The following is a 26639-nucleotide window of genomic DNA, read 5'->3' as shown; positions in this document are numbered from 1 at the left end:
TTCCCGGGAGAGGAATTCCGCACCGGAAAACCCTTCGGCCGGACCGGGGAACCGGTGCGGGAAAATCCCCCGCGACCCGGTCCACCCGGCCTGATTCGCTTTTCCCGCCCTCCCTCTCGGAGGATCCCGGGCGGAAACGAGTGCACGGAGGGCCCGGAGGGACCGAACGCGGCCGGAACGGCGCCGCGGTGGCCGGACCCCGGCACGGCGCACCCCCGGTGGCCCGCTCGGCCGAGCGGGCCACCGGGGGTGCGCGAACCGGTCGGCGGGGCCGGTAACCGGTCACCGCGTATCCGAAGGGCCAGTACCGGGTCAGGCGTGGACGTGGCGGCGGTTGCCGCGGCCGGTCACGGCCCGGTAGACGGCCAGAACGATGACCGAACCGATGATGGCGGCGATCCAGGTGGAGAGGTCGAAGAATCCGTCGATCGAGTCGACCCCGAATATCACCTTGCCGAGGAAACCGCCGAGAAGGCCGCCCGCGATACCGATCAGCATCGTGACGAGGATGCCGCCCGGGTCCTTGCCCGGCATGATGGCTTTGGCGACCAATCCGGCGAGCAGACCGATGAGAATCCACGCGATAATGCCCATGTCTGGGTACCTCCTTGTCGTCTTCAGAGAACCGCATTGCCATGAACTCGTCGGCCAAACAAGGGAGTTTTCCGGAGCGCGGCGGAAGACGCGCCGAACAGGGCTTCCTTCGCACCGGCCGATCGCCCGCCCGTGCGGCACCGGCCGCGCACCGGTGTCGCGCGGGACGTGCGCCCGGTCAGGCGGCCTGCCGCACCTCCCGCGTGCCCTGCCCGGTGCTTTCGCCGCCCGGCTCCGGTTCCTGAACACCCGCGGGCCGACGGGGGATGGCGAAGGCCACCAGGCCGCCGAGCGCGGCGACCGCGGCCCCTATCCACAGTGCGGGCCGTACGCCGTCCACGAAGTCCTGCGGGGAGAGGTAGCCGCCGTGGGCCGCGAAGACCGTGCCCAGGACGGCCACGCCCAGGGCGCCGCCGATCTCCCGGGCGGTGCTGTTGGCACCGGCGGCCTTGCCGTGCTCCGTCTTGCGCACGGAGGAGAGCACCACCGTGGCGGCGGGGGCGAAGGTCAGGCCCATGCCGATGCCGGCGAGGGCCATCGGTGCCACCAGCTGGGAGTAGGGGGTATCGGTGGTCGCCACAAGATTGATCCAGACCAGACCGCCCGCCTGGAGCAGCAGGCCCAGGCCCATGAGCCGGCCGCCGCCCACCCGTTCGGTGAGCATGCCCGCCAGCGGTGCCACGAACATCGGCATCAGGGTCCAGGACAGGGTGAGCACACCGGCGTGCAGCGGGGTGCGCGGGGGCGCGATCTGCAGGTACTGCGCCAGCAGGAAGATGGAGCCGAACACCCCGAAGTACATGGCGGCGGAGACGAGGTTGGTGAGGGTGAAGGCTCGGACCCGGTAGAAGCGCAGCGGCAGCAGCGGGGCCTTGGTGCGCCGCTCCCAGAAGGCGAACAGCGCGAGCAGCGCCACGCCCGCGGCCAGGGCGAGCAGTACCCGGCCGTCGCTCCAGCCGCGGGTCTCGCCGTTGACGATGCCCCAGACCAGGGCGAGCAGTCCGGCGGTGACCAGCATCATGCCCTCGACGTCGATGCGGGCCCGCTCACCGCGGCTCTCCTTGAGGACGAGCAGGGCCAGCGGTACCGCGACCAGCCCGACCGGCACGTTGATCCAGAAGATCCACTGCCAGTCGAGGCCTTCCACGACCGCACCGCCCACCACCGGGCCGAGCGCGACGGCGGTGCCGCTGACCGCGCTCCACAGCCCCACGGCCAGACCGCGCAGCCGGTCCGGCACGGCGGCGGACAGCAGGGTCAGCGACAGCGGCATGACCGCGGCGGCCCCCAGCCCCTGGAGGGCGCGGGAGGCGATGAGCTGGCCGCTGGTCTCGGACAGGCCGCAGCCGACGGAGGCCAGCGTGAAGACGACGATGCCCAGGACGAAGAACCGGCGGCGGCCGTAGCGGTCGCCCAGGCCCGCGCAGACCAGCAGGAAGCAGGCGAAGCCCAGGGTGTAGGCGTTGACGAACCACTGCAGGTCCTGGGTGCTCGCCGAGAGATCCTGCTGGAGGGTCCGCAGCGCGGTGGAGACCACCAGGTTGTCCAGGGCGGTCATGAACATCGGCAGGGAGCAGGCGACGATCGCGAGCCACAGCGGCGCGCGCCCGGCGGCCGGCGCGGGTGGTGCGGCGGTGGACATGGGGTTCTCCCGTCAGGATGGTCGGGCGGTGGGTGCGGGCGGGTCAGGACTTCCGGTCCCGTTCCTCCGCCAGTCGGGCTCGGGCGTCCTCCCAGGAGATGGGAAGCCGCTCGGCGGGGACGGTCCAGAAGACGAAGTGGGACTCGCGCATGGTGGGCCGCAGCCGCTTCATGATCGAGTTGTGCGGTTCGGTCTTGGCGTAGGCGTACAACGCCTCCCTGCTCTCCCAGGCCGAGAGGGTCCAGAAGACACCGCGGCCGAGCTGGGCGATGAGCGAGGCCCCGAAGGCACCCGGCGACCGGCGGACCTGGCGCCAGGACACCAGGGAGAACCAGAAGAAGCGCGGGACGTGCCGCAGGGAGGCGACCTCCAGCCGGGAGGCCATGACGACCGCTTCGTCGGCGGGGTCGGCGGGGCTGATCGTGGTCCAGGGGAGCTTCGGCATGGCGCGGGGTCCTTGACTCGCGGGCAGGGCGCGCGGGCGTCACCTGCAGGGTGGCGATAGTGACACTATCCACTATCGATAGTGGCACGTTACACTTTCCATGTCCACACGCGGTACGTGCCGCGTCCGCCGCAGAATCGAGGAATCCCGTGAGGATGTCCGAGCTGAGCCGCCGCAGCGGCGTCCCCATCCCGACGATCAAGTTCTATCTGCGGGAAGGGCTGCTGCGGCCCGGCCGGGCGACCGCCAGCAACCAGGCGGAGTACGAGGAGGACCACCTGCGCCGGTTGCGCCTGGTCAGAGCGCTGACCACGCTCGGTGGCCTCTCGGTGGCCGCCACCAGGGAGGTTCTCGAAGCGGTCGGCGAGCCGCTCGGACGGTACAAGACCCTCGGCGTCACGCACTACGCCCTGCGGTCGCCGGTGACCGCGGAGCCGGACGGGAAAGACCCGGAGGGGCAGGACACCGCCGACGGCAGCACGGCCGAGGTGGAGCGGCTCGTCGAGCGGATGGGCTGGACCGTCACCGAGCAGTCGCCGCTGCGCGGAGCGCTGGCCACCGGGCTGCGGGCGCTGCGCGAGGTCGGCGCCGGCTACGGTGCCGACGAACTGGTCCCCTACGCCGAACTGGCCGCCGCCACCGCCCGGCTGGACCTGGACCAGCTCGCCGGGATCGAGGACCGCATCGACATCGCCGAACGTGCCCTGGTCCTGACCGTCCTGATGGAGCCGGTCCTGGCCACCCTGCGCCGGATGGCGCAGGAGAACGAGGCCGCGCGGCGGTACGCCGATCGGGACGGGGACGACCGGAGCGGGGACGACCGGAGCGGCGGCGCCGGCGGGTGAGTCACCGGCCGGCACCGGCCACCACCGTGCGCGGGTCGAGGTAGCGCGGCTGGGGGGCGGACCACGGACCGCACCCGTCGCCGTCCCGCCGCACCGCCACCGCCAGCCGGTGCCCGCCGGGCACCGGCAGCAGGGCGAAGCGCCAGCGCGCGGCCGCCTCCGGCGGCACCGACGGATCCTCCAGCACGATCCGGCCGTGATCGTCCGGACCGAGCCGGAACCCGTCGAAGCGGTGCTGGAACCCGAGTCCCAGTGCCTTGGTGTACGCCTCCTTCAGCACCCACAGGTCGGTGAACGCCCGCGCCCGCCGTCCGGGGGGCAGCGCGGCCAGCAGCTCCCGCTCCGCGGGTGCCAGCCACCGCTGCCCGTACCGGAGTGCCGGCCCGGACGCCTCCGCCCGTTCCACGTCCAGCCCGCACGGACCCTCCCGGCTCACCAGGCAGCCGATGAGGCCGGAGGTGTGGGAGACGCTGAACCGCACCCCGTGCGGACCGGGGTCCAGCTCGGGCCGGCCCAGCCCGTCGCGGGCGAACCGCAGCGCGGCCGGGGGCCGGCCCAGCAGCTCCCCCAGCACCGTGCGGCACAGCAGCCGCGCGCCCAGGAAGCGCCGCCGCCCGTCCGGCGGGCGGAGCCGCTCCAGCCGGCGCCGCTCGTCGGCGCTGAGCAGTCCGGCGGCGTACCGGGCCGTCTCCGCGTCCACCGACTCCTCGGCCAGCAGCCACAGCTGTGTCCGGTGGTCCGCCCGGCCGGCCTCCTCCTCCGGCCGGGCCGTCCGTGCCTCCGTCACTCGGGCCCCGGCATGGAGGCGCGGACGGGGACGGGCCGGGCGGAGAACAGCCGTGGCGCGGTGTGCAGGCCGCGCAGCACCTCCATCACCCGGTCCACGGTCTCCGGGTCGGTCACCGTCTCGGTGGGGTGGAACAGCCGCCACACCCTCTCCAGGGAGAGCAGCAGCACCGCGCCGTCGGGGAACCCGTCGCCGAACGCCCGGGACGAGCCGGTGGCCAGCTGCACCGAGGCGGCGGCCGCGTGCAGGGCGCAGTAGCGCTCGGTCAGCCGGAACAGCTCGGCCGAGGACCCGTATCCGCGTCCCCGGGACCGCTTGAGCAGATCCAGTTCGGCCCGCAGCCGGGCGAACTCCCCCGACAGCCGTACCGCCAGGTCCGCCGCGCGGCCCAGCCAGTCCCGCTGACGCTCGTCACCGTGCCGGGCGGCCATCGCCCGCAGCCGTTCCACGGCCACCGGCAGCGAGACCACCGTGTCGTCGCGGCCGCGGCTGACCAGCAGCTGCCGGTGCGGTTCCCACACCGGCAGCGGGGCGTCCGCGTCGTACACCGCGAGCACGCGCTCCGCGGCCTCGGTGCGGGACGCGTCGTCCGCCGAGACCGCCGCCGTCAGCAGTCCGTCGAGCTGGGCGCCGACGCTCTTGAGGTTGACCACCGTGTTGCCGTCGACGAAGTGCACCGCCAGCAGGTCGCGCAGCATCTTCTGGTAGATGCCGTAGTGCGGGTGGTCGCGCAGGTACTGGCGGGCGCCCAGCACCACCGACAGCTGCGCCATCGTGCGGTCCATCAGCGTGGGCACGAAGTACTTCACGACCGAGGAGAAGACGCTGGTCTGCTCCGGTATCACCTGCAGGGAGCGCACCGCCGCGGTGGAGACCGCGTCGGCCAGCATCACGTCGGCGAAGGACTCGGCGAGCTGGCGCCGCGAGTAGGGGATGTCGGCGACCTTCCGGCCGAAGATCGAGCGCTGCTCGGCGAAGTCCAGCGTCACCCGCAGCGCGGTGTCCACCGCGCCCAGCGCGATCGCGCAGATCACCGTGCGGGCCACCTGGGCGCCCTGGAGCGCCAGTTCGAGCCCCTGCCCCTCGGCTCCGATCCGGCACTCCTCCGGTACGAACACCCCCTCCAGCCGGATGCCGCTCATGTCGATGGCCCGCAGCCCGTGGAGGCGCTCGGCCGGCAGCGGCATCACCGAACCGGCCGGGCAGCGGCGCTTGTCCACCGCGAAGACCGACCATCCGCCCGGTCCGCCCCGCGGATCGGTGCGGGCCTGGACACTGACCACGTCGGCCACCGTGGCGTTGCCGATCAGCCACTTCTCACCAGTCAGCACATAGCCGCCGGGGACCTTCTCGGCCCGCATCTCGTTGGCGAGGATGTCGCTGCCGTGCTCGCGCTCGGTCAGCCCCCAGGCCATCCGCCCGCCGTGGTTGATCGCGTCGACCGCGGCGCGGCCCTGCTCGTCGGTGGCGGCGATCCAGGTCGGCATGAACGCCACGTTGGTGATCATCAGCGCGGTGGCGGTGGTCGGGTCCCGGCGGGCCACCAGCCGCACGAGCTGGAAGCCGGCCTCCACGTCGCCCGCCCGCCCGCCCCACCGCTCGGGCAGGCAGTAGAGGTGCAGGCCCCAGTCCTGCAGCAGACTCACCATCCGATGGGGGTACTGCTCGCGCTCGTCGTGCTCCAGGATCCGGGCGAACGGCATCCGCGAGCGGTCGTCATGCGGGTCGCCCAGGTGGTCCTCCAGCTCCCCGGCCAGAGAGGTCAGTTTGCTCGCGTTCATACCACTGCTCCTTCCAGGGGGCGGGTCATGCGGACGCTCCCGGCGCCGACGCGGACACCGGCCCGCCGTGTGCCAGGGGCAGGGCGGCGGCGGAGAACAGCCGGTCGGCCTCGTGCAGCGGCAGCACGGTGGCCAGGACCGCCTCCGCGTCCTCCTCCGGCAGCGGGGAGGAGCGGCCGGCGGCCCGGGCCGTCAGCACCGTCAGGGCGGCCGTGAGCCAGCCGGGGTCGCCCCCGGGCGCGCCGTACAGCCGGTGGTCGCGGTTGTGCCACCACAGCAGCAGGCAGCTCGCGGCGGCGTGCACCCAGCACAGCCGCGCGGCCAGGTCCTGGTCGCGCAGCGGGTCGGCGCCCCGGCGGGCGCGCAGGGCGTGCCCCAGCCAGGAAGCGGCCCGCTCAAGCCGGGTGACGGCCCGCGCGGCCCGCCGCTCGTCCGCCTTCTCCAGCACCTCCCGGACGCGTGCGGCCACCACCGGCACCGCGCCCAGGACCGGGTCCGCGCCGCGGTCGGACAGCGCCAGGCGGTCCAGGTCCGGTTCGGGCAGCGACTCGGACAGCGTGCACGTCCGGGCCAGGGCGCCGGGGAGCGCGTCGGCCGTGCCCGGGTCCGCACCCGTCGCGGGCGGTGCGGGCGGTGCGGCGGCCAGCCGGGCGAAGTGGGCGGCGACCAGGCGCAGGTTGGCGGTGGGGCTGGTGTCGATGTGGCGGACGACGGCGTTGTCCCTGCGCAGCGTGTCGAAGGCCGCGTACGGCCCGTCGCGCAGCACTCCGCGGCTGCCGAGCACGTCCGCGCAGCGCGCCAGCGCCTCCTCGCAGGTGTCGGTGAGGACCTTCTTCGCCACGCTCGACCACAGGCTCTGGGCGGCGGGCAGGGTGTGCAGACCGCGGGCGGTGGTCAGCGCCACCGCGTCCGCGGCCAGCAGCAGGGCCGCGGCGGTGGCCAGTTCGCGCCGGACGCCCGGGTGGGCCAGCGCCGCACGGCCGGCCGCGACGTGGGCGGCGGCGAAGTCCAGCGCCAGGCGCAGGCCGGTGTCGGCGCACCCCAGGTTGGCCGCCGTGCTCATGGTGCGGACCACCTGCATGGCCTTCATCGCGGTCTCCAGCCCCCGGCCCACACCGCCGACCAGTGCCTCGCGCGGCACGGTGAGGCCGTCGAAGCGGAAACCGGCCAGGTCGGCGCCGCGCATGCCCGTCGGACGGCGGGTGTCGCGGCGGGCCGCGGCGGCCTGTTCCCCGTCCAGCAGCAGCGCGGAGAAGGCGGCCGGGCCGCGTCCGCCGGTGCGGGCCACCACCAGCAGCCCGTCGCACCTCCCGCCGAGCCCGACCAGCCACTTCTCGCCGGTGAGCGCGTAGCCGCCGGGGACTTCCTCGGCCCGTGTGTCGTTGGCGAGCAGATCGCTGCCGTGGTCGGCCTCGGAGAGCGCGAAGCCGAGCGAGCCGCCCTCGCGCAGCAGGCCCACGACGTGCTCGCGCTGCCGCCGGGAGCCGGCGATCAGCACGCAGGTGGCCGCGGTGATGCCGAACATGGTGGCGGGCATGATCGCCGCGTCCCGGCGGGCGGCGGTCCTCACCAGCATCAGCGTGGCGTCCAGTGCCTCCAGGGTGCCGCCGAGGGCGGCCGGTACGAAGGCGGTGCGCAGCCTCGGCCCGGCCTGCGCGGCCAGGGCGGCCGGCCGGGACTCCCCGGCGTCCCGGCCGGCCGCGGCGGCGAATCCGAGCGGGTTGCGCGCGTCGCGCGGATCGCCCAGCTCCCGCTCCAGGGAGGTGGCGGCGGCGTACCGGGGCCACCGCTGCCCGTCGTCCGCCGTCATCGCCGGCCCCCTTCGGCTTCCGCGGCCGGCGCGGGCCGGTACTCGGCGCAGGAGCGCGGCAGCCGCACCCCGGCGAGGGCCAGCTGGTGCACCCGCGCGGTGTAGGCGGCGCCGCGCAGCAGGTGTCCGGCGACGTCCGCCACCCGCCGGTTCTCCGGAGCCGCCAGGTAGGTGCCGCGCACCCAGGCGTTGAAGGCGCCCATGGCCGGACCGCACCACACCTGGAAGTCGGCGGTGCGGTCCGCCTCGCCGGTCACCGCCCAGCGCGAGGCCATCCCCAGGTACCAGCGGAACAGCAGCGCCATCCGGCGGCGCGGTACGGCCGCCGCGCGCCGCAGCTGGTCGGGGTCGCGGCGGGCGAAGTACGCCTCGACCTCCTGCCAGACCTCCTCCACCGGGCGGCGGAAGACCTGCTTCTCCAGGCGGCGCAGTTCCTCCGGCGGAAGCGCCTCGATGCCGTCGTGGCGCTGGTACAGCTCGTACAGGCGCTTGGCGCGCATCGGGAACAGGGTGCCCTTCTTCAGCACCTGGAGTTCCACCCCGAGTTCGAACATGTCGGCGGCGGGTGCCATCTCGCAGTCGGCCAGTCCCGCCTCGGCCAGCATCCGCCGGGCGGGCTCGGAGGTGCCGGACTCCAGGCACGACTGGTGCACCGAGCCCACCACCACGTAGTCGGCTCCCATGGCGTAGGCGGCGGCCGCCGCGTGCGGGGTGCCGATGCCTCCGCCCGCGCCGAGTCCGACCGGCACCGGGTAGCGCATCTCGCGCTGGACGGCGTCGCGCGTCTCCAGCAGCGCGGGGAAGAGCGCGGTCAGCGGGCGCCGGTCGGTGTGCCCGCCGGAGTCCGCCTCGGCGGTGATGTCGTCGGCCAGCGGCACGTACCGCGCCAGCTCCGCCTGTTCGGCGGTGATCAGCCCGCGGGCCAGCAGGTCGGCGGTGATCGCGGGCGGGGCGGGGCGCATGAACTTCTCGGCCACCTCCGGGCGCGAGACCTTGGCGATGAGCCGGTTGGCGGCCACCACCCGGCCGTCGCGGCCGCGGTGCAGCCCGGCCACCCGGTAGCGCACCACGTGCGGGGTGAGGTCCAGGTAGGCGGAGGCCTCCACGCACCGCGCCCCGTGCCGGAGCAGCAGCTCCACCCCGTCGCGTTCCAGGGCGTCCTCGCTGGGGCTGTGGATGAGGTTGACCGCCCAGGGCAGGCCCGGGAGTTCGGCCGTGAAGCGGCGCAGCGCGCGGTCGATGCGCTCGGGCAGCAGGCCGGCCGCGCCGAAGGAGCCCAGGCAGCCGGCGCGGGCCAGGGCGATCACCAGTTCCTCGGAGGCGATGCCGCCCGCCATGGCGCCGCCCAGGTAGGCCAGGCGGACACCGTGCCGCTCGCGGAAGGCGCGGGATCCCAGGCGCTCGGGCGGCAGCGGGCCGAGCGCGGCCAGGGCCCGGACGCCGGGGCCCGGCCGGGCGGTGGTGGCGCCGGGGCCGCGGTCGGTGTCGACGATGTAGCAGGGCTCCTCCAGCCGTCCCAGGACGTACTGGATACCGGCCGGGTCGGTGTACGGCGCCCGGGGCGCGGTGCGGGCCCCGCCCGTCATGGGGGTGGTCATGCTCCGGTCTCCTTCTCCGTGTCGTTCTCCGCGTCGGCCCGTTCCGCCCGCGCGGCGGGAACGACCTCCACGGCCACGTCGGTGAGTTCGTAGATGCGCAGACCCGGCTTCCAGACGGCGGCGTCGGCGATGACGACGAGGCGGCCGTCGTCCCGCCGGACCTCCTTGATGTGGGCGTCGAAGGTCATCTCGCCGTCACCGCGCAGGATCTGGCCGCGGTACTTCCAGGCCATCGCGACGTCCAGGGGCACCCCGAACCGCACCGGCCCCATGCCGTCGGCGAGCCCGGAGTCGATGACGTGGACCTGGAGCGCCTGGATGACGGCCTCCACCCCCAGCGAGCCGGGCATCACCGGGTCGCGGTGGAAGTGGCAGTCGAAGTACCAGTCGTCGTCGGCCACGGTGCGGCGACCGAAGAGGTACCCCTGGCCGTGGGTTCCTCCGCCGTCCACCACGGTCACCTCGTCGACCATCCGAAGGTGGTCGTCGGCCAGGCTCAGCCCGGTGCCGGGCTGGGGCCGGAACCAGCGGTCGTCGGAGCGGACGGTCATGGTCCGCTTCCGGGCCGGGTCGAGGCCTTCGCCCTCGGCCTCCAGCCACGGCGGGACGTAGGCGCCGGAGTCCAGCCCGACCTGGTTGGAGAGCGCCTGCTCGGTGAAGTACCCGAAGAGCGACTCGCCCTCGTAGAACACCTCGTCGTCGGCGAGCAGCCGGTAGCGGAAGTTCTGGAGGGTGGCGCCGGGCACGGACTGGCTGGACAGCAGTTCCGATTCGTGGCGGATGGTCCTGCCCGCCAGTTCGGGGCGGCTCACGAAGCGGGCGCGGCCGTCCAGGTTCCGGATGGCCAGCTCCTCGTCGGGGCTGGCCAGGGTGGCGCCCAGGTAGTAGCCGAGCAGGATGGCGGCCTGCAGGGAGGTCTCCATCACCACGCAGTTGGGCATCTCCGGCCCGGCGGTGTCCTGGTAGTACCAGGCCTCGGGCGGTGAGTCGTACTCGGTGGCCATGGTGGCGCCGGGGCGCAGCTCGCCGCGGGTGCCGTCCAGCCGCATGATGCGGTCCACGAACTGGAAGTCGCCGTTGGGGATGTAGGGGGCGCGCCGGCCGGCGTAGATCTCGAACTCCGTGCCCATCGCCGTGCCGAGGTCGCCCTTGGCGGCGTGGGCGAGGTGGAGTTCGTTGATGAAGGCCGCCTCGCCGCGCTCGTTGCGGCGTCCGAGGAAGGCCGGGAGACCGCCGGTCTCGGGCCGGTAGGGGGTGCCCGGCTTCTCCTGCACCCGCACCCCGAAGTTCCGCATGGCGACGATGGGCTTGTCGCCGTCGTAGACGGTGATGTCGGCGACGACGGTGGGCCGCGGCAGCATGGTCAGCTCGATGACCTCCACCTCGTAGCGGACCTCGCGGGTCCCCGGGGTGATCTGGCCGCGCACCTTGACCTCGGTCTCCAGACCGGGCACCGCCTGGAACTCGGCGTCGGGGAAGACCAGGTGCATCCCCAGGTACATGGCGTAGGTCTGCAGCAGCTGCACCCCGCCCTCGGCGATGAGGGAGCCGGCCAGCACCGGGTCGCCGGTGAAGTGGCAGGCGAAGTACCAGCCGTCGGGGTCCAGCCGCTTGACGGCGGTGAGCGCGCCGAGCCGGCGCGGCCCGCCGAGCCGGTCGAGAACCGGGATCTCGTCGATCATGCGCAGCATCTCGCCGGGCAGGCGCAGCGAGCGGTTGCAGCCGTCGGCGCTCTGGTCCCAGCGCGGGCCGAACACCTCTCCCGGGCGGCCGGCGGCCAGCAGCTCCAGGTCCTTCCCGGTCAGGGAGGTGCGGTCGGTGCGGGCCAGCGGCTTGAACCAGGACGGCTCCATCGCCGCGCGCCGCCGGCGGTCCGCGGCGCTGTCCACCACGCCGAGGGAGTCGGCGAGTTCGGCGGGGGTGAAGAACCCGGCGCAGGCGTCCAGGAGTTCCAGGATCAGCTCGCCGTCGGCGTAGCAGCGGTAGTTGAAGAAGAACAGCAGGTTGTCGCCGTTCCACACGAAGCGGTCGATGCGGATGTCGTAGCGCAGCGTCTGGCCCTCGCGGGGCAGGCCGCCGTGGAAGACCAGGCGGCTGTCCAGCAGCCGGTAGACGCGCTCGCCGCGGGTGCGGAAGTCGATGCCCAGGTAGGCGATCAGCAGCATGTCGCACTGGCCGGCCTCGATGGTCACCGCGCACGGGACCAGGCCGTCCACCGTGTACCAGGCTCCGACCGGGACGTCGTACTCGGTGGTGATCTCGGCGGGCTCGAAGCGGCCCGTCTCACCGGTGATCCTGGTGACCCGGCTGACGAAGAGGTAGGGCGGCTCGGGCAGGCGGCAGCGCCGCGGATAGGTGTCGACCTCGGCGAAGGCCGGGCCGAAGACCGGTGCGACCCGGCCGCGTGCGAACTCCAGCAGGTCCTGCTCGTCCCACAGCACGGTCTTCTCCCGCCCGGCGGGGGCGGTGGACGCGGGGGCGGCGTACGCCGCCGCGGGCGCGGCACCCGATTCCAGAGCCCGCAGCGCGTTCTCGGTGAACGCGTCCTGCGCACGCAGCGCGGCGCGGTGCGCGCGGGCGACGGTCGCCGCCATCGCCCGCAGCGGGGGCGCGGCGGGACGTGCCGGGGATGCCGGGCGGTACCGCTCGGAGACGGGACGCGGCAGCGGCTCGGGCAGGTGGACGAAGGGCTCCTCCTCGATGACGATCCGCTCCGCGGCGGAGTCGGGAACGGGGGCGGCGGGAACGGGCTCCAGGGCGGGGAGCGCAGTCGCCGGGGATGCGGGCGGCATGGCCGGGGTCACCTCACTGGGCTGGGTATCCGGGGCGGCTGGGGAATGCGCGGGACGCTCGGGCAGGACCTCGGGCGGATCGGGGGTGAGGACGGCGGCCGCCGCCCGTGCCGTCCGGTCCGCGATCGACTCGCCGCCGCACGGCACGGAGAGCACCGGCCCGGCCGGTGCGGCCGCGCGCGGCTCGGGCGCCAGTTCCTCCAGGCCGACGGGCAGGCCGTGGGAGACCAGCCGGGCCAGCGCCTGGGCGAGCGCGGTGGCGGCCGGGGCGCCGCGCCGGTCCACCGAGACCGCCACGTGGTCACGTCCCTTGAGCGTCTCGCCGATCCAGCGGGTGCAGGTGGCGCCCGGACCGACCTCGACGAAGTAGCGGTAACCGCGCTCGTGGGCGGTCTCGGTGAGCCGGGCGAAGTCGATGGTGCTGCGCAGGGTGACCGCGATGCGGCGGGCGATCTGTTCCCGGTCGGTGGTGTCCACCCGGTCGTAGTCGTAGGCGGACAGCAGTTCCAGACCGGGGTCCGGGGTGCCGAGCGGATAGTCGTTGAGCGCGGCCAGCGCGTCGAGCTCGGGGTCGACGACCGGGCAGTGCATGACGTGGTTGGCGGGCGCCTTGGCGGCCTGGCAGCCCACCTTCCCGATCACCTGGGCGACCTGCTCCGGGTCGCCTGCGATCACCACCTCGCGCGGGGTGTTGACATGGGTGAGGAAGACCCGCTCCAGGCCGGCCATGGCCGGGCGCACCGCGTCCGGACCGGCCAGCAGCACCCGGGTCGCCCACACCTTCCCGTCCGGCACGGACGCGGGGATGCCCCAGTCCTCGCGGACGCGCAGCTTCGGACCGCGCAGCCGGTCGCGGAACAGCGGGGTGGCCGCCAGCGCCGCGTCGTCCCGCGCCGAGTCGGCCCACACCCCGCCGGCGAAGAGCATGCTGGACTCGCCCAGGCTGTAGCCGAAGCCGCCGTCGGGCCGGATGCCCAGCACGTCGCGCAGCAGCCGGGTGTGCAGCACCACGAAGTTGGTGCCCGCGGCGAGCATCACGGGGATGTCGTCGATCAGGCGCTCCTCGTGGCGCATCAGGTCCCGGCGGCCGAGCGGGCCCCGGGCGCGGGGGTGGAGCGCGCGGTGCTTGAGCCGCCGGGCCGGGTGGTCGGCCTCCCGCTCGAAACCGTCCAGGAGGCCGGGGAAGAGGCGGAACAGGTCGCGGCCCGCGCCGGGATAGGTGGTGAACGCGCCGGGGTAGACGAAGGCGACCTTGCCCCCGGGGCCCGTCGGACGCGCGGTGCAGTAACTCCCGGAGGGCGTGGACCACTCACCGCCCTCGGCGATGACGCGCGGCAGGTCGCGTTCGGCGGCGGCCAGTTCGCCGGCGAGCCGGCCGGCGTCGGCGGCGACCAGGACGGCGGTGTGGCGGGAGCGGCGGGCGGACAGCTCCCGTACGGCCCGGTGGCAGACCGCCCGCGGTCCGTGCTCGGCCAGTTCGGCGGCGGCGGCACGGGCGGCGGCGGCCAGCCCGGGGCCGTCGTCGGCGGTGAGCGGCAGCAGCAGCACGCCGGGGCCGTCGTGCCAGTCGGCGTCGGGCCGGGCCGGGCCGGTGCCCTGCGGTGTCCCGCGCAGCACCACGTGGGCGGCGGTGGCACCGGCGGGGCCGGTGTCGCCGAGCAGGCTGAGCGCGGCGACGCGGGCGGCGCCGCGGCGGCGGACCGGCCAGGGCTGCGGCTCGCTCAGTACGGTGAAGCAGGAGTCCTCGAAGGCGCTGTCCTCCGGGTCCGGCAGCAGACCCGCCGGGGCGGCCGGGAAGTCGGCATGGTGCAGAGCCAGCGCGGCCGCGACCAGCGCGGCCAGCGGCGCCGCGCGCTGGGTGTCCCCCACCAGTGCCTGCGCGCTCCCCAGAACGCAGCCGTAGGGGTCGCCCGCCTCCGCCTCCGCCTCCGGGTCGGCCTGCGGGTCGGCCCGGTAGACGGCGGCCAGGGCCGCGGCCTCGCCGTGGCGGGCGGCGGGGGCGGCACCGCCGAGCTCCAGGTACTCGATGTCGCCGGGGGACGCCTGGGCGTCGGCGAGGGCCGCGCGGGCCGCGGCGGCCACCGCAGCGGCCCGGTCACCGGCGCCGTTGTGCACGCGCAGGGCGTCCACGGTCGCATACGCCCTGCGGGCGGTCTCCCCGGCCCGGGTGACGACCACGGCCGCGGCCCCGTCGCCGAGCGGCGGCGGCTCCTGGCCGTCGCGGGCGGCCAGCCGGGCCCGGGCACGGGTGTTCTCCGCCCCGGCGGCCAGGTCCACCCCGCCCACCAGCACCGCCTCGACCGTCGGGTCCAGCAGCAGCAGTCCGGCCACCTCCAGCGCCCGGACCCCGGCCGTCCCGTCCGCGGCGACGGTGAAGGACGGCCCGGTGAGGTTGCGCGACGAGGAGAGCCTGCTGGCCATGATGTTGCCGATGTAGCTGAGCACCTCGTTGGCGCCGATCGGCTCGTGCACGGCGCCGCGCACCGCCTCCTCCAGGCGGTCGAGGTCCTCCTGGCCCAGGCGCACCTCGGCACGCTCGCACTCCGCACGTACGTGGGCGCCGATGTCGAACCGGGCCCGGTGGGTGTGGGTGCGCGGTTCCATCTCCATCGCGATCACCACGCCGACCCGCCGCTCGGGCAGTTCGTCGGCCTTGGTGCCGGGCGGCGGCGCGGGGTAGCCCGCGTCGGCAAGGGCCTGCTCGGCGGCCTCGAACAGGGCCAGGTGCTGAGGGTTTGCCTGGGCCAGCTCGTTGGGCGGGATGCGGTAGACGCGGGGATGGACGTCGATGCGGTCCAGGTAGCCGCCCGGCAGGGCGGATCCCTCGGCGGATGTGCCGGACAGCGGACCGCGGGTGAGTCCGTCCGCGCCGTACCAGCGGTGCGGCGGGCGCTCGGTGAGGGCGGGCCGGCCCGGGCGCGCGGCACGGTGCAGCGCACCGGTGCCGGACAGCGCGCCGAGGCGGACCCCCAGGCCGGTCACCGCGAGCCTGGCGAGGGGACGCGGTGCGGGGGTCTGCGCGTCCTCCCCGGCGGAGGCGGTCACGGATACGGGGGCGGAGGCGGGGACGGGCGCCGGGGCGGGACCGGCGGCGGTCTCGGGTCCGGTCAGGACCAGATGGGCGTTGGTGCCGCCGAAGCCGAACGCGGAGACCGCCGCGCGGCGCGGCACCGCTCCCCGGGGCCAGGGCGTGTTCTCGCGCACGATCCGCCCGGCGGCCGCCTCGCCGCCCTTCGGGCTCAGCGGGTCGGTCACACCCGGTGTGGCGGGAACGGTGTCGTGCCGCAGCGCGAGGACGACCTTCAGCAGGCTGGTGAAGCCCGCCACGGTCAGCAGGTGCCCCACGTTGCCCTTGACCGATCCGAGCAGCGGCGGGACGCCGCCGTGCCCGGCGAAGAAGGCGGTCAGCCCGCGCAACTCGGTGGCGTCGCCCAGCGGGGTGCCGGTGGCGTGGCACTCGATGTAGTCCACGGTGGCCGGGTCGATCCCGGCGTATGCCTGTCGGTACGCGGCCAGTTGCCCGGACTCGTTGGGGCTCAGCAGGTGGCGGCCGGCGCCGTCGTTGCCCAGGCCCACGGACTCCAGCACCGCGTACACCCGGTCGCCGTCGCGCAGTGCGTCACGGAGCCGTTTCAGGACGAAGACCCCGGCGCCCTGGCCGGTGACGATACCGGTGGAGCGGCCGTCGAACGGCTGGCTGACGCCGTTGTCCGGGTAGGCGCGCAGGTCGGAGAAGGAGAGGTGGATCAGCAGCGGGTCGGGCGCGCAGACCGCTCCGGCGACCATGGTGTCGGCCCGGCCGGTGGCAAGGTAGTCCCGGGCCAGGGAGATGCCGTAGAGAGCGGAGGAGCAGGCCGCGTCCAGGGCCAGCCGGGGTCCGCCGAGGCCGAGGGCGTCGGCGGTGGTCACCGCGGGCCCTCCGAACGGCCACAGGTTCTCGGGGGCGGGCTCGCCGTCCGTGGCGAGCGGGTCCCCCGGTAGCGGCAGTCCGGCGCGGGAGAGGCCCTCGGTGACGGCCTGTCGCACCGGCGGCACGCACAGCCGCACCGACTGCTCGGTGGGGAAGGCGTAGTTGCCCAGGACCAGGCCGGTGCGCGCCAGGGCGTCGGGGCGGGCGTCCAGTCCGGCGTCGGCGAGCGCCCGGCGCACGGTGTGCACGGACCACCGGACCACGCGGTCCAGACCCGACAGACGGTCGGCGGGCAGGCGCAGACCGCCGAGGTCGATGGCGGGCTCGGTCACGAAACCGCCGCGTACGGCGGTGACGCGGTGGTCCGGGTCGCCCCAGCCACCGGGCACGTCGGGACTGGTTCCGAAGACCTCCGGGCCGCCTTCGGTGCGGTGGTCCGTCCCGGCGAGCAGCCCGGTCCAGAACTCCTCGGGGCTGTGGGCGCCCGGGAGCAGGCAGGCCATGCCGATGATGGCTACCGGCTCGTCCCGGCGAGGTGAACGCGACATTTCTCTCCGTGTCTTCCGCTCGGTGGTGGGTTCTGGGGCGGGGCTCGGTGCCGGCCGGCGGCCGGCCCGGCGGTGCGGAAGGGGGCGCCCTTCCGCACCGCCGACCGTCCGGTCACGCGTTCACGCGGACGCGGGACGGAACTTCGCGTCGAGGCCGGGGGCGTGGACGGCCTCGACACCGCGGAACTCCAGCAGGACACGCCCCTGCGGGGTGCACGCGGTGACGGTGCAGCGGATGCCGCCCGCGGTCTCCGCCACCTCGTCCACGACCACCAGGAACGTCTGCCCGTCGGGCAGTTCGGCATGGCGCAGCGCCTCGCCGATCGCGCTGGGCAGCACCGCCTGGCCGCGGTGCAGCCGGGCCCAGACCAGCACCGCCTGGAGCAGCAGGTCGGCCAGGACCGGGCTGTACCCGGGCGCCTGCCAGGCGCCGTCGGCGATCGGCAGCCCGGGCAGCCGGCACCCCAGCACCAGCCGCCGCCCGTCCTCCAGAATCTCGGTCAGGCCTCGCAGCCGGGGACCGTGGAAGAGGGTGCCGTCGGTGTAGGCGGTGACCGGGCGCCCGCTGCCGGGTGCCGGCAGGCCGGCCACGGCCGGTGCGGGGCCCGGGGCACCGGCCACGGCCCGCGCCCGGTAGCGGGGCCGGCCCTCGCTGTCGTGGATCGCGACTTCCCAGGTCTCCGGCGTACCGGCGGGCCGGACGGCCAGCCGGAGCCCCTCCGGCCGGTCGTCGTCCAGGACCAGGCCCTTGTGTACCGCGAAGCCGGTCACCCGGTTCACCGGGGTGCCGGGCAGCACCTGGTGGACGGCGTTGAGGACCGCCCCCAGCGCCGCCGTGGCGGGCAGCACCGGATGGCCGCCTATGGCGTGGTCGGCGAGCACCGGGTCGTCGGTCAAGGGCGCCAGGGAGCGGTGGAGTTCCGCTCCCTTGGCCGGGAGCCCGGCGGGCTCCGGCGCGGACAGCGGGGTCACCGGGCCCACCACGCACACCGTGTCGCCGCCTCGCTCGGCACCGAACTGCTCGGTGAAGTACCGGACCCCTTCCTGAAGGGGGATCAGCGGCACACCGCGCTCGGCGAACATCCGCTCCAGCTCGGGGGTGACCATGCCACCGGCCCAGGCGCCCCAGTTGACGGAGGTGATCCGGGCCCGGGGTGTCTGCCGGCGCAGCGCGCAGGCCAGCTGGTTGAGCGCCTCGTTGGCCATGGCGTAGTCGGACTGGCCCCGGTTGCCGAAGAACCCGGCGACCGAGGAGAACAGCAGCAGGTGCCGCAGCCCCCCGGCTGGCAGTGCCTCCAGTACGTTGCGCAGTCCCGTCAGCTTGGTGCGCAGCACCCGGTCCACGTCCTCGCCCCGCTTGGCGGTGATCAGGGCGTCGGCGAGCACCCCGGCCCCGTGCACCACTCCGGTGACGCGGTCCGCGTACGGGGCGAGGACCCGTGCCACAGCCTCGGGGTCGGTGATGTCCACCGCGGCGTACTCGGCGTGCGCCCCGGCCTCCTCCAGCTCCGCCAGGGTGCGGCGGATCTCCCGCTGCCCGGTCAGGTCCCGGGCGATGCGGTCGACCTCGCGCGGGGTCGGCCTGTGCCCGGTCCGCTTCAGCTCCGCGGCCGCGGCGGCCCGCAGTCCGCTCTCCGGCACCCCTTCGGCCCAGCCGGGCTCGTCGGCCAGTCCGGTGCGGCCGAGCAGCAGCAGCCCGGGGCGGTGGGCGCGGGCCAGGCCGACGGCGCAGGCCGCGGTGACTCCGCGCGCGCCGCCGGTGACCACCAGCAGGTCCTGCGGACCGGGCTCGGGGGCGCCGGGCTCGCCGGGCAGGTCGCCGGGCGTCTCGGCCAGGTCCAGGGTGCGGCGGGTGCCGTCGGCCGCCAGGCCCACCTGGACGGTGCCCGCGCAGGCGTCGTACGTCTCGGCCAGGAGCAGCTCCGCGCACCGGTCGGCGGGCAGCTCCGGATCAAGGTCGACCGCGCGGCACAGCAGCGAGGGGGCCTCGATGGCGAGGGTCTTCACCAGTCCGGGGACGCCGCCCAGGACCGCCCGCTCCACACCGGCGGCGCCGGTCAGTCCCATCCGGCCGTCGAGCCTGGTGACGGTGAGGAACGCCGCCCGGCCGCCGTCGGCCGCACTCCGCTCCAGCAGGGGCTGGACGGAGCCGGCCAGCAGCAGGGTGTCCCGCAGCGCGGTGGTGGCGGCCTCCTGCCCGTCGGCCTCGACCTCGGCGACCACCAGGTCCAGACGGTCGGCGTCCTCGGGGGGACAGGCGCCGGTGCGGACCGTCCAGCCGCCCTCGCGCAGCGCGTCCGCGAGTGCGGCCAGCGGACCGCTTCCGGTGTCACCGGCCAGGAGTGCGCACGGGGCGTCCCGGTAGGCGTCCGGCAGGAGGTCGGGGGCGGGCAGGGCACGCAGCCGGGCGTGCCGCCGTCCCAGCCCCGGGCTCAGGCTTTTGGGGCGGACATCGCCTCCTCCGCGCCGGCGCCGGCGGCGGCGCCGGAGACGAAGGCGATGATGTCGTCCAGGGTGCGCAGTTCGGCGAGCTTCTCGGGGTCGGCGGAGGCCGAGCCGGGGAAGCGGTCGCGCAGCGACCCCATGATCTCGACCCGCTTGATGGAGTCGATGCCCAGGTCGGCCTCGACGTCCATGGAGGTCTCCAGCATGTCCACCGGGTAACCGGTCTTCTCCGCGACGCTCTCCAGCAGCGCCTTGCGGACGTCGTCCTCGGTGACGGCCGCGGGAGCGGCGGCGGGCGCCGGGGCAGCGGGAGCCGGGGCCGGAGCAGCGGGGGCCGGAGCGGCAGCGGCGGGCGCCGGGGCAGCGGGAGCCGGGGCGGGCGCGGGCGGAGCGGCAGCGGCGGGAGCGGCCGGAGCCGGGGCGGGCGCGGGCGCCGGGGCGGGGGCCGCCGGCAGGGCCGGGGCCCACTCCTGGGCCGGGGCCTGCACGGGGGCGGGCGCCGGGGCCCAGTCCTGGACCGGGGCGTAGGCGTGGGATTCCGCGGGGACGGGCGCGATACCGCTCTCCAGCAGCGCGAAGCTGCGCAGCACCTCACTGGCCTGGGCGTGGCTCTGCCCGATCGCCACACCCTGCTGGCTGATGGCGGTGATGCCGGTGAGAACGTTGTCGTCGAGAGGACCGTCCAGCAGGTTGGTCAGCCGCTCGGCCACCCGGAGCTGGCTGCCCAGGTACTCGCGGTGCATGGACAGGTGCTCCCAGGCGACGGCACCGGTGCCCGGGAGGCCGGCGGCGCGGGGTATGCCGCCCTGCGGGGCGGGCGCGGCCGGGGCCGCGGCGGCCGGCTCCTGCTGCGGTACGGCGGGCTCGGCGCCGGTCGCCGGGGCGCCTCCCGCGGCGCCCTCGGCGCGGTAGCCGTTCTCCAGGGCCTCCTGGTAGGCCTGCTTGCGCTGCTCGGAAACGTGGTTCACACCGTTCAACGGAATCGTCATCCCCTCTGCCGGACGGGCCGGCTCGATGTCAGCGGTGTAGCGGTTGCAGTCGGTCAGGGGCGCGCCGAGCACGAGAAGCCGTGCGGCGAGCTGCTTGAGCACGCGGTCACCGTCCCCCTTGGGGCCGGGGTCCGCGCTGAGGACGACGACGTCCTCGCGGTCGGCGAGGGTGCGGCGCACCAGGCCGGAGAGCACCGACTTGGGGCCGAACTCCACGAAGACCCGGAAGCCGTCCCGGTACATCTCCTCGACCCGCGGGGCGAAGTGGACGGGTGCGGTGAGCTGGCCGACCAGCACCTCGCGGTTGCCCGCGATGCGCCGCCCGTAGGAGGCGCCGGGCGCGTCGGCGTACACCGGGAAGGCGGGCGGGCGCACCCGGGTGGCCTCCACGGCCTCCTTGAAGACGTCCACCGCGTGGGCGACGTAGCGGGTGTGGAAGGCGGCGGCGACGGGCAGCTCGCGGGCGGTCAGGCCCTCCTGGCCGCAGTCCTCGGCGAAGGCCCGCACCGCCTCGGTGCCGCCGCCCACGACCACCTGGTCGGGGGCGTTGACGTTGCACACCTCGACGTCCTCGTGGCGTGCGGCGATCTTCTCCACCGTCTCCAGGTCCGCGGAGACCGCGGCCATGGTGCCGGGGTCGTCCGATCCCTCGGGCCGCATCGCCATGGCGCGGCCGCGGGCCCGGGCCAGGCGGTGGAGGTCCCGGTCGCCGAGGCTGCCGGCCGCCCAGAGCGCGGTCAGTTCGCCGAAGCTGTGACCGAGCGCGCCGTCGGGGGTGAACCCCAGCTCGCTCAGGTAGCGGTACTGGCCGGCCGAGAGCGCCCCGATGGCGGGCTGGGCGTAGTCGGTGCGGCGCAGTGCGGCCTCCTGCGCGGCGCGGGTCTCGTCGTCGAAGGCCGGCGGCGGGAAGACGGTGCGGCCCAGCGGCTCGGCGCCGGCGAACTCGGCGGCGGCCGCGTCGTAGGCCGCGCGCACCGGGGGCACGGCCATGGCGGTGTGCGCGCCCATGCGCGGGTACTGGCTGCCCTGCCCGGCGAAGAGCGCGGCCACCTTCACCGGCCCGGCGTCCCCCGCGGCTCCGTCCTTGCCGCCGTCCCCGCCCAGGAGTGCGGTACGCCGGTAGTAGGCGCCGCGCGGCAGGGCGAACTCCGGTGCCTCGGGGCGGGCACGCAGCTCCCGGGCGGCGGCGGCACGCAGTTCGGCCGCCTCCTGGTCTCCCGAGGCGACCAGCGCCAGCCGGGCGTGGCCGGCCGGGACCGGTTCGGTGTCGTCGGCGGGCGCCGCGTCCGACTCCAGCAGGTCCAGCAGCGCCGCCGGCTCCTCGGCGTGCCACAGGTGGACGCGGGCGGCGGGCGCGAGGACGGTGAGTTCCCGGCCGTCCGGGTCGTGCTCCTCCAGCACGCAGTGGAAGTTGGTGCCGCCGAAGCCGAAGGAGGAGACGGCCGCACGGCGGCGCTCGCGCGCCGGGTCTGCGATCCACGGCTGGGAGAGGGTGTTGACGTAGAAGGGCGAGTTGGGGAAGTCGACCGCCTCACGCGGGCGTTCGACGTTGATGGTGGGCGTGAGCACCTTCTGGTGCAGCGCGAGGGAGAGCTTGATCAGTCCGGCCGCGCCGGCGGCCGCCTTGGTGTGCCCGATCTGGGACTTGACGCTGCCCACCGCGGCGAACTGCCGTTCCCCGGTCGCCTGGGCGTACACCTCGCGCAGCGCCGTCAGCTCCGTGAGGTCTCCGACCGAGGTCCCGGTGCCGTGGCACTCGACCAGGCCGACCTGCTCGGGGCCGAAGCCCGCGTCCTCGTAGGCCCGGCGCAGCGCGGTGACCTGGCCCTCCCGCCGGGGGGCGTAGATGGACTTGAAGCGGCCGTCGCTGGATGTGCCGATGCCGCGCAGCACGGAGTAGATCCGGTCGCCGTCGCGCTCGGCGTCGGCCAGGCGCTTGAGGGCCAGCATCCCCAGCCCCTCGCCGATGAGGGTGCCGTCGCTGTCCTCGTCGAAGGGACGGATACGGCCCGACCGGGAGAAGGCCGGGGTCTTGGAGAAACACATGTACATCAAGATCGTGTTCTCCGCGTCACAACCGCCGGTGAGCATCAGGTCGGCTCGGCCTGACACCAGTTCGGAGACGGCCATCCGCACGGCGGCCAGCGAACTGGCGCAGGCCGCGTCCACGGTGCAGTTGGTGCCACCGAGGTCGAAGCGGTTGGCGATACGTCCGGCGACGACGTTGCCGAGCATCCCGGGGAAGGAGTTCTCCTCCCAGGGGGCGAAGGCCTTGGTGAACTTGTCGGCGATCTCCTCCGCGTCCCGTTCACTCAGGCCGCAGCTGCGCACCACTTCCCTGAGCACGGGCGTCTGCAGACGGGCGGCCAGGGGCTGGGTGAGGGAGTTCGCCCCGGTGATGCCCAGGACGCAGCCGGTCCGGGAGGGGTCGTACCAGCCGGATTCGGGCGCCCCGGCGTCCTTGAGGGTCTGCTTGGCCACCATCAGGCTGAGCAACTGGAGGACGTCGGTGACCTCCAGGGTGTTGGGCGGCAGACCGAACTCCAGCGGGGAGAACGGGACGGTGGGTACGAAACCGCCGTGCTTGGCGTAGGTCTTGTCCGGTGCGGAGGGGTCGGGGTCGTAGTAGTCGGAGATCTTCCAGTGGGACTCGGGTACCTCCTCGATGCAGTCGTTGCCCTCGGCGATGTTCTTCCAGAACTCGTTCAGGTCGCCGGAGCGCGGGTAGAGCGCGCCCAGGCCGACGACGGCTATCGGGGTGTCGGAAAGTTTCCTGGCGGAAGGTTGCTGAACCATGGGGACTCCAACCGGTGTCGGGGATGGCTCCTGTGTGGCGGGCGGCGGGGCGTCCGTCATCCCGGGGCGGGGACCGGCTCGGGGGCCGCCGCGGCGGCGATGCGCCGCAGGGCCTCCGGTTCGCGCAGCATCGAGTAGTGGTCCCCGGGGGTGTGCCCGGTGCTCAGGTCGTCGCCGAGCACGGACCAGCCCAGTGGGTCGGGGGTGGCGAGAAGACCGCGCTCGGGACGCAGCAGGACCAGTGGCAGGCCGGCGGGGCGCGGCCGGTGCCCGGCCGCCAGCCGGTTGTTGCGCCGCAGGCCGTCGAGATAGGTGTCGTAGACCTTGCGCAGACCGGGGAGGGTGGTACCGGGCCGCAGGACGCCGCTGTCCAGTCCGGCGTGCAGCACCAGCTCCAGTGCCGCGTCCGGCCTGCCGTCCGGGCCCTCCGCGCCGTCCGGGAACTCGGCGGGCAGGGCGTCCGGGCCGCCGCCGCGTTTGGCGGCCAGGTACATGCAGAACCAGGGCAGGGCCATGTCGTGCCCGATGGCCTCCTCCGACTGCACATAGCCCGGTACGGGCGCGATGCTGTCCAGCAGCACCAGCCTGCCCGGTCTCTCACCCCCGTCCAGCAGGCCGGCGAGCGCGTGCCCGACCACACCGCCGAAGGACCAGCCCAGCAGGTTCCAGGGCCGCGACAGCAGCCCCCGGGCGCGCAGTTCCTCGGCGGCCCGGGTGGCGAGCCGGTCGATCGAGGTGGTGACGCGTCCGCTGTCCAGGGCCGCCCTGAAGTACTCCGGAACCTGCTCGAGGTCCACCACGTGCAGCCCGGTGCCCGCCGGGAGCGACCGGGCCAGCCCCGCGTAGTGGGCGGCGGGCAGGGCGCCCGGGTGGACCACCAGCACCCGGGCGGTCTCCGGCCCGCCCCCGTCGCCGAAGGCTCGGACGATCTCGGGCCGGGGGCGCTCAGGCCGCATGCTCGGCCTGCTTCTCTGCGATGTAGAGGGCCAGCTGCGCGATGGTCGGGTGGTACCACAGCGCGGTGGTCTCCAGTTCGAACCCCAGCCAGTCCTCCAGTTCCCCGGAGAGGACCAGCGCTTCGGTGGAGTCCAGGTCGAACTCGTCGAAGTACTGCTCGGGGTCGACCTCGGCGGGCGCGACGCCCAGCTTGTGGGCGACCTTCTCCAGCAGCCACTGCTGGACCGCCTCGGCGGTGAGCGGCTCCGCGGCGGTGCGGGCGGTCTGGGCGGACGGGGTGTCGGACACGGGGTATCTCCTTCTGGACGGCCTCGGGGGCCGGGACACGGCCGCCGGGTCGGCGGCCTGGATTCCGAGCATCTGGGTCAGTTCCGCCACCAGCCACGCGGCGGCCGGGCGAGCGGAGGCCCGGTGGTACGCGTGCGATGCGGACACGGGGTCAGGCGGCCGCGTCGCGGGACCTGCGCAGCGCTTCGCGGATCGCCTCGGCCGCCGAGAGGCCGGAGTCGAAAGCGGACTCGTGCAGGCCGATGACGTCCGGGCCGAGCTTGCGCGAGTGGAAGTAGGAGCCGGCGAACATCAGTCGTCCGGCGGGGTCGTTGAGGGAGTAGATCTCGCTCTGGAGCCTGCGGGCCTCCAGGGTGAAGACCGGGTGCCGGTAGGCGATCTCCTCGATGACGTGCTCGTCGCGGATGTCCACCGCGCTGTCCAGGGTGAGGAAGTAGTCCCTGGTGCCCTCCAGGCGCTGGAGGTCGTTGAGGTAGTAGTTCACCCAGGAGGCCTGTTCGCCGTCGCGGTCCCGGCGGCCGTAGTTCCAGCTCCGCCAGGTGGTCCGGTCCTCCGGCATCACCGACGGGTCGGTGTGCAGGGTGGCGCGGGTGGGGTGGTAGGCGAAGGCCTCCAGCGTCCGCTGCCGCGGGGTGGGGTTCTCCAGCATCGCCAGGGAGTCGTCGGCGTGGGTGGCCAGGACCGCGTAGTCGAAGCGCTCGGTGCCTGCCGCGGTCCGCACCACGACACCGTCCGGCTCCTGCCGCACGCCCAGTACGGGCGTGGCCGGCCGTATCCGCGCGCGGGCCGCGCGCAGCCGGGCGGCGGCGGCGCGTACGTAGGAGACACTGCCGCCGGTCACCGTCCGCCAGGGGGCGGTGCGTCCTCCCAGGCCCTCGGCACCGTGCGCGAAGAAGAAGGCGATCACAGTGGAGGCGGGCATGTCCCAGATGCGGTCGGCGGGCACCGACCAGGCCGCCGTGGAGATCAGCACGATGAAGCCGTACCGGAACTCCTCCGAGTAGCCGTGCCGGTCGAGGTACTCCCCCAGCGGGATGTCGGCCTGCTTGCGGACGAAGTGCCTGGGCGACTCGGTGAGGAAGCGCCGGGCCTCCTGCCACAGCCGGACGAACTCGTCGGGGTACCGGGCCCGTACCTCCTCCTCCGGCCTCTCGAAGTCGTCGGACACGTAGGCGCTCTTGACGTCCAGGTCGAAGAAGCAGAACTTCCCCGGGTGGCTCTGCGTCGCCACGCCCAGGTCGGCGAAGAAGCGGGTGAGCCTGGGGTAGTGCGGCTCGTTGTAGACGATGAAGGCGGTGTCCAGGCCGAAGGTGCGTCCGGCGTCCTCCACCTCGACTGTGTAGGCGTGCCCGCCCAGCCGCGGTTCGGACTCGAACAGTGTCACCTGGGCGTCCTCGCACAGCCCGCAGGCTGCCGAGATGCCTGCTGCCCCGCCCCCTACGACGGCGACCTGCGGTTTCATCGGCTCCTCCTCATGGAATTCGCGGGCCCCGGTGCGGTCTCCCGGGCTTCGAAGGGCAGGGTGAACACAGCGCTCTCCTTGCTTGTGGTCGCGTCTCCACGCAAACGCGGGGCGAGCAGGCAGGGTGTACAGAATCGTCCGGTACGGGTCGGCGGTTCTTATCCGTATCCGGCGAGGCGATATTTTCCGGACACGGGAAACAGATACCGTCGATTCACCTTCCGCCTCTCGGGTCGCTTCAGGGCAGGGAATTATAGAAACAGCCCTCGTTACAACGAGGAAACCAGAGGGTTACCCGCCTGGAAACATTCTCCGGCATCCGGTGGAAACGGCGGGGGAAACGGACTCCGGCAGGAAGACCACCTGCGCTCCGGGCCGGCCGGCACAGGCGGCCGGTGCTCGGGCGAAGGGGCGTCCGGCCATGAGCCCGAAGACTCGGGAGAGGGGACGGAGGCTGCCGGACCACAGCACCCGATCACCGCCGACAGCGCAGCCTGCTCTACCCAAGTACCCAGCAGAACAGGGGACTTGAAGTATCGCAGTCGGTGTGTGAGCCCGCTCCGCCACCCTGCGGAAGGCTGGGCCCGGGCCGTCGGCCCGGTCTCCGGCCTACGCGGCGGGGGTTTCGAAGCGGACCGTACGCCCGGTGGGCGCGGCGCCGTACCCGCCGCCCGGCGGCCCTAGTCCGCCGATAAGGCCGGCCCGGCCCCCTCGGCCGTCGCGGTACCGTCCGAGGGAATTCGCCGGCCCGCTGCTAATAAACTGCTCGGAACGGACACCTCGGAAACCGTCGCGAACACACCGGCAATCACCGATCGCCACCCCCGTGCTTTCAAGGCGAAAGATTTCCGAGCCCCCACTGCGTCCCGGAACGGGCATGACCTTAGCAGGGAGCACGCGCCCTCTGCATTAACAGCGCACATCTTTTTCACACGCCCCGGAGAATTCGA

The 26639-nt window shown here is 74.3% G+C and carries 14 protein-coding genes; 1 reads left to right on the top strand and 13 read right to left on the bottom strand.

The features are described 5' to 3' along the window. Positions 1-312: 312 nt before the first annotated feature. The 3 genes from IQ279_RS24255 to IQ279_RS24245 all read right to left on the bottom strand — a co-directional run bounded on the left by IQ279_RS24255 (position 313) and on the right by IQ279_RS24245 (position 2681). Positions 313-594 carry a GlsB/YeaQ/YmgE family stress response membrane protein gene (locus IQ279_RS24255; RefSeq protein ID WP_206351422.1) on the bottom strand — a complete coding sequence of 94 codons (282 nt, stop codon included), beginning with the start codon at positions 592-594 and terminating at the stop codon, positions 313-315. A gap of 178 nt (positions 595-772) precedes the next feature. Continuing rightward, positions 773-2236, bottom strand: coding sequence for an MFS transporter (locus tag IQ279_RS24250; protein ID WP_206351421.1), 1464 nt, complete (start codon positions 2234-2236; stop codon positions 773-775). Positions 2237-2279: 43 nt separating this feature from the next. Then, a complete protein-coding gene (locus IQ279_RS24245; protein WP_206351419.1) occupies positions 2280-2681 on the bottom strand; it encodes a DUF3291 domain-containing protein in 402 nt (133 codons plus the stop codon). 155 nt (positions 2682-2836) lie between these two features. Here IQ279_RS24245 and IQ279_RS24240 point away from each other — a divergent pair, with 155 nt between their 5' ends. Further along, positions 2837-3526 (top strand): MerR family transcriptional regulator, encoded by a 690-nt coding sequence (locus IQ279_RS24240; RefSeq protein WP_241028662.1) that lies wholly within the window; start codon positions 2837-2839, stop codon positions 3524-3526. Between the two features lies 1 nt (position 3527). Here IQ279_RS24240 and IQ279_RS28710 read toward each other — a convergent pair whose 3' ends face one another. The 10 genes from IQ279_RS28710 to IQ279_RS24195 form a co-directional block, all read right to left on the bottom strand. After that, on the bottom strand, positions 3528-4313 hold the full coding sequence (locus IQ279_RS28710; RefSeq protein ID WP_206351415.1) for a 4'-phosphopantetheinyl transferase family protein: 786 nt from the start codon (positions 4311-4313) through the stop codon (positions 3528-3530). Continuing rightward, positions 4310-6094: an acyl-CoA dehydrogenase family protein gene (locus IQ279_RS24230; protein WP_206351414.1), complete on the bottom strand. Its 1785-nt coding sequence runs from the start codon at positions 6092-6094 to the stop codon at positions 4310-4312. Before IQ279_RS24230 ends, IQ279_RS28710 begins: the two co-directional genes overlap by 4 nt. 25 nt (positions 6095-6119) lie before the next feature. Then, positions 6120-7904 carry an acyl-CoA dehydrogenase family protein gene (locus IQ279_RS24225; RefSeq protein WP_206351413.1) on the bottom strand — a complete coding sequence of 595 codons (1785 nt, stop codon included), beginning with the start codon at positions 7902-7904 and terminating at the stop codon, positions 6120-6122. After that, a complete protein-coding gene (locus IQ279_RS24220; RefSeq protein ID WP_241028661.1) occupies positions 7901-9502 on the bottom strand; it encodes a PfaD family polyunsaturated fatty acid/polyketide biosynthesis protein in 1602 nt (533 codons plus the stop codon). The genes IQ279_RS24225 and IQ279_RS24220 overlap by 4 nt, the downstream gene beginning before the upstream one ends. After that, entirely contained in the window at positions 9499-16752 is a 7254-nt protein-coding gene (locus IQ279_RS24215; protein WP_206351412.1) for a polyketide synthase, read from the bottom strand. The genes IQ279_RS24220 and IQ279_RS24215 overlap by 4 nt, the downstream gene beginning before the upstream one ends. 120 nt (positions 16753-16872) lie before the next feature. After that, the gene (locus IQ279_RS28275) at positions 16873-18975 is read right to left on the bottom strand and encodes an SDR family NAD(P)-dependent oxidoreductase (RefSeq protein WP_307792513.1); all 2103 of its coding nucleotides are present in this window, start codon (positions 18973-18975) and stop codon (positions 16873-16875) included. A gap of 209 nt (positions 18976-19184) precedes the next feature. Continuing rightward, a complete protein-coding gene (locus tag IQ279_RS28270; RefSeq protein WP_241028660.1) occupies positions 19185-22982 on the bottom strand; it encodes a type I polyketide synthase in 3798 nt (1265 codons plus the stop codon). A 56-nt stretch (positions 22983-23038) separates the two neighbouring features. After that, positions 23039-23938 (bottom strand): thioesterase domain-containing protein, encoded by a 900-nt coding sequence (locus IQ279_RS24205; protein WP_206351411.1) that lies wholly within the window; start codon positions 23936-23938, stop codon positions 23039-23041. Next, entirely contained in the window at positions 23928-24227 is a 300-nt protein-coding gene (locus IQ279_RS28265) for an acyl carrier protein (RefSeq protein ID WP_307792512.1), read from the bottom strand. The genes IQ279_RS24205 and IQ279_RS28265 overlap by 11 nt, the downstream gene beginning before the upstream one ends. Positions 24228-24378: 151 nt before the next feature. Continuing rightward, entirely contained in the window at positions 24379-25689 is a 1311-nt protein-coding gene (locus tag IQ279_RS24195; protein ID WP_206351410.1) for an NAD(P)/FAD-dependent oxidoreductase, read from the bottom strand. Positions 25690-26639: the final 950 nt, after the last annotated feature.

The organism is Streptomyces verrucosisporus (assembly GCF_017114865.1).
GTDB classification, from domain to species: domain Bacteria; phylum Actinomycetota; class Actinomycetes; order Streptomycetales; family Streptomycetaceae; genus Streptomyces; species Streptomyces fenghuangensis.
The sequence above is the reverse complement of the archived record's forward strand: the minus strand, read 5'-3'. Positions and strand labels throughout refer to the sequence as shown.

What these genes read in the sequence shown, in the direction of transcription:
- IQ279_RS24230 (WP_206351414.1), bottom strand. Translation starts at nt 6,094, where the DNA reads ATGAACGCGAGCAAACTGACCTCTCTGGCCGGGGAGCTGGAGGACCAC.
- IQ279_RS24215 (WP_206351412.1), bottom strand. Translation starts at nt 16,752, where the DNA reads ATGTCGCGTTCACCTCGCCGGGACGAGCCGGTAGCCATCATCGGCATG.
- IQ279_RS24225 (WP_206351413.1), bottom strand. Translation starts at nt 7,904, where the DNA reads ATGACGGCGGACGACGGGCAGCGGTGGCCCCGGTACGCCGCCGCCACC.
- IQ279_RS24205 (WP_206351411.1), bottom strand. Translation starts at nt 23,938, where the DNA reads ATGCGGCCTGAGCGCCCCCGGCCCGAGATCGTCCGAGCCTTCGGCGAC.
- IQ279_RS24255 (WP_206351422.1), bottom strand. Translation starts at nt 594, where the DNA reads ATGGGCATTATCGCGTGGATTCTCATCGGTCTGCTCGCCGGATTGGTC.
- IQ279_RS24250 (WP_206351421.1), bottom strand. Translation starts at nt 2,236, where the DNA reads ATGTCCACCGCCGCACCACCCGCGCCGGCCGCCGGGCGCGCGCCGCTG.
- IQ279_RS24195 (WP_206351410.1), bottom strand. Translation starts at nt 25,689, where the DNA reads ATGAAACCGCAGGTCGCCGTCGTAGGGGGCGGGGCAGCAGGCATCTCG.
- IQ279_RS24240 (WP_241028662.1), top strand. Translation starts at nt 2,837, where the DNA reads ATGTCCGAGCTGAGCCGCCGCAGCGGCGTCCCCATCCCGACGATCAAG.
- IQ279_RS24245 (WP_206351419.1), bottom strand. Translation starts at nt 2,681, where the DNA reads ATGCCGAAGCTCCCCTGGACCACGATCAGCCCCGCCGACCCCGCCGAC.
- IQ279_RS28270 (WP_241028660.1), bottom strand. Translation starts at nt 22,982, where the DNA reads ATGGTTCAGCAACCTTCCGCCAGGAAACTTTCCGACACCCCGATAGCC.
- IQ279_RS24220 (WP_241028661.1), bottom strand. Translation starts at nt 9,502, where the DNA reads ATGACCACCCCCATGACGGGCGGGGCCCGCACCGCGCCCCGGGCGCCG.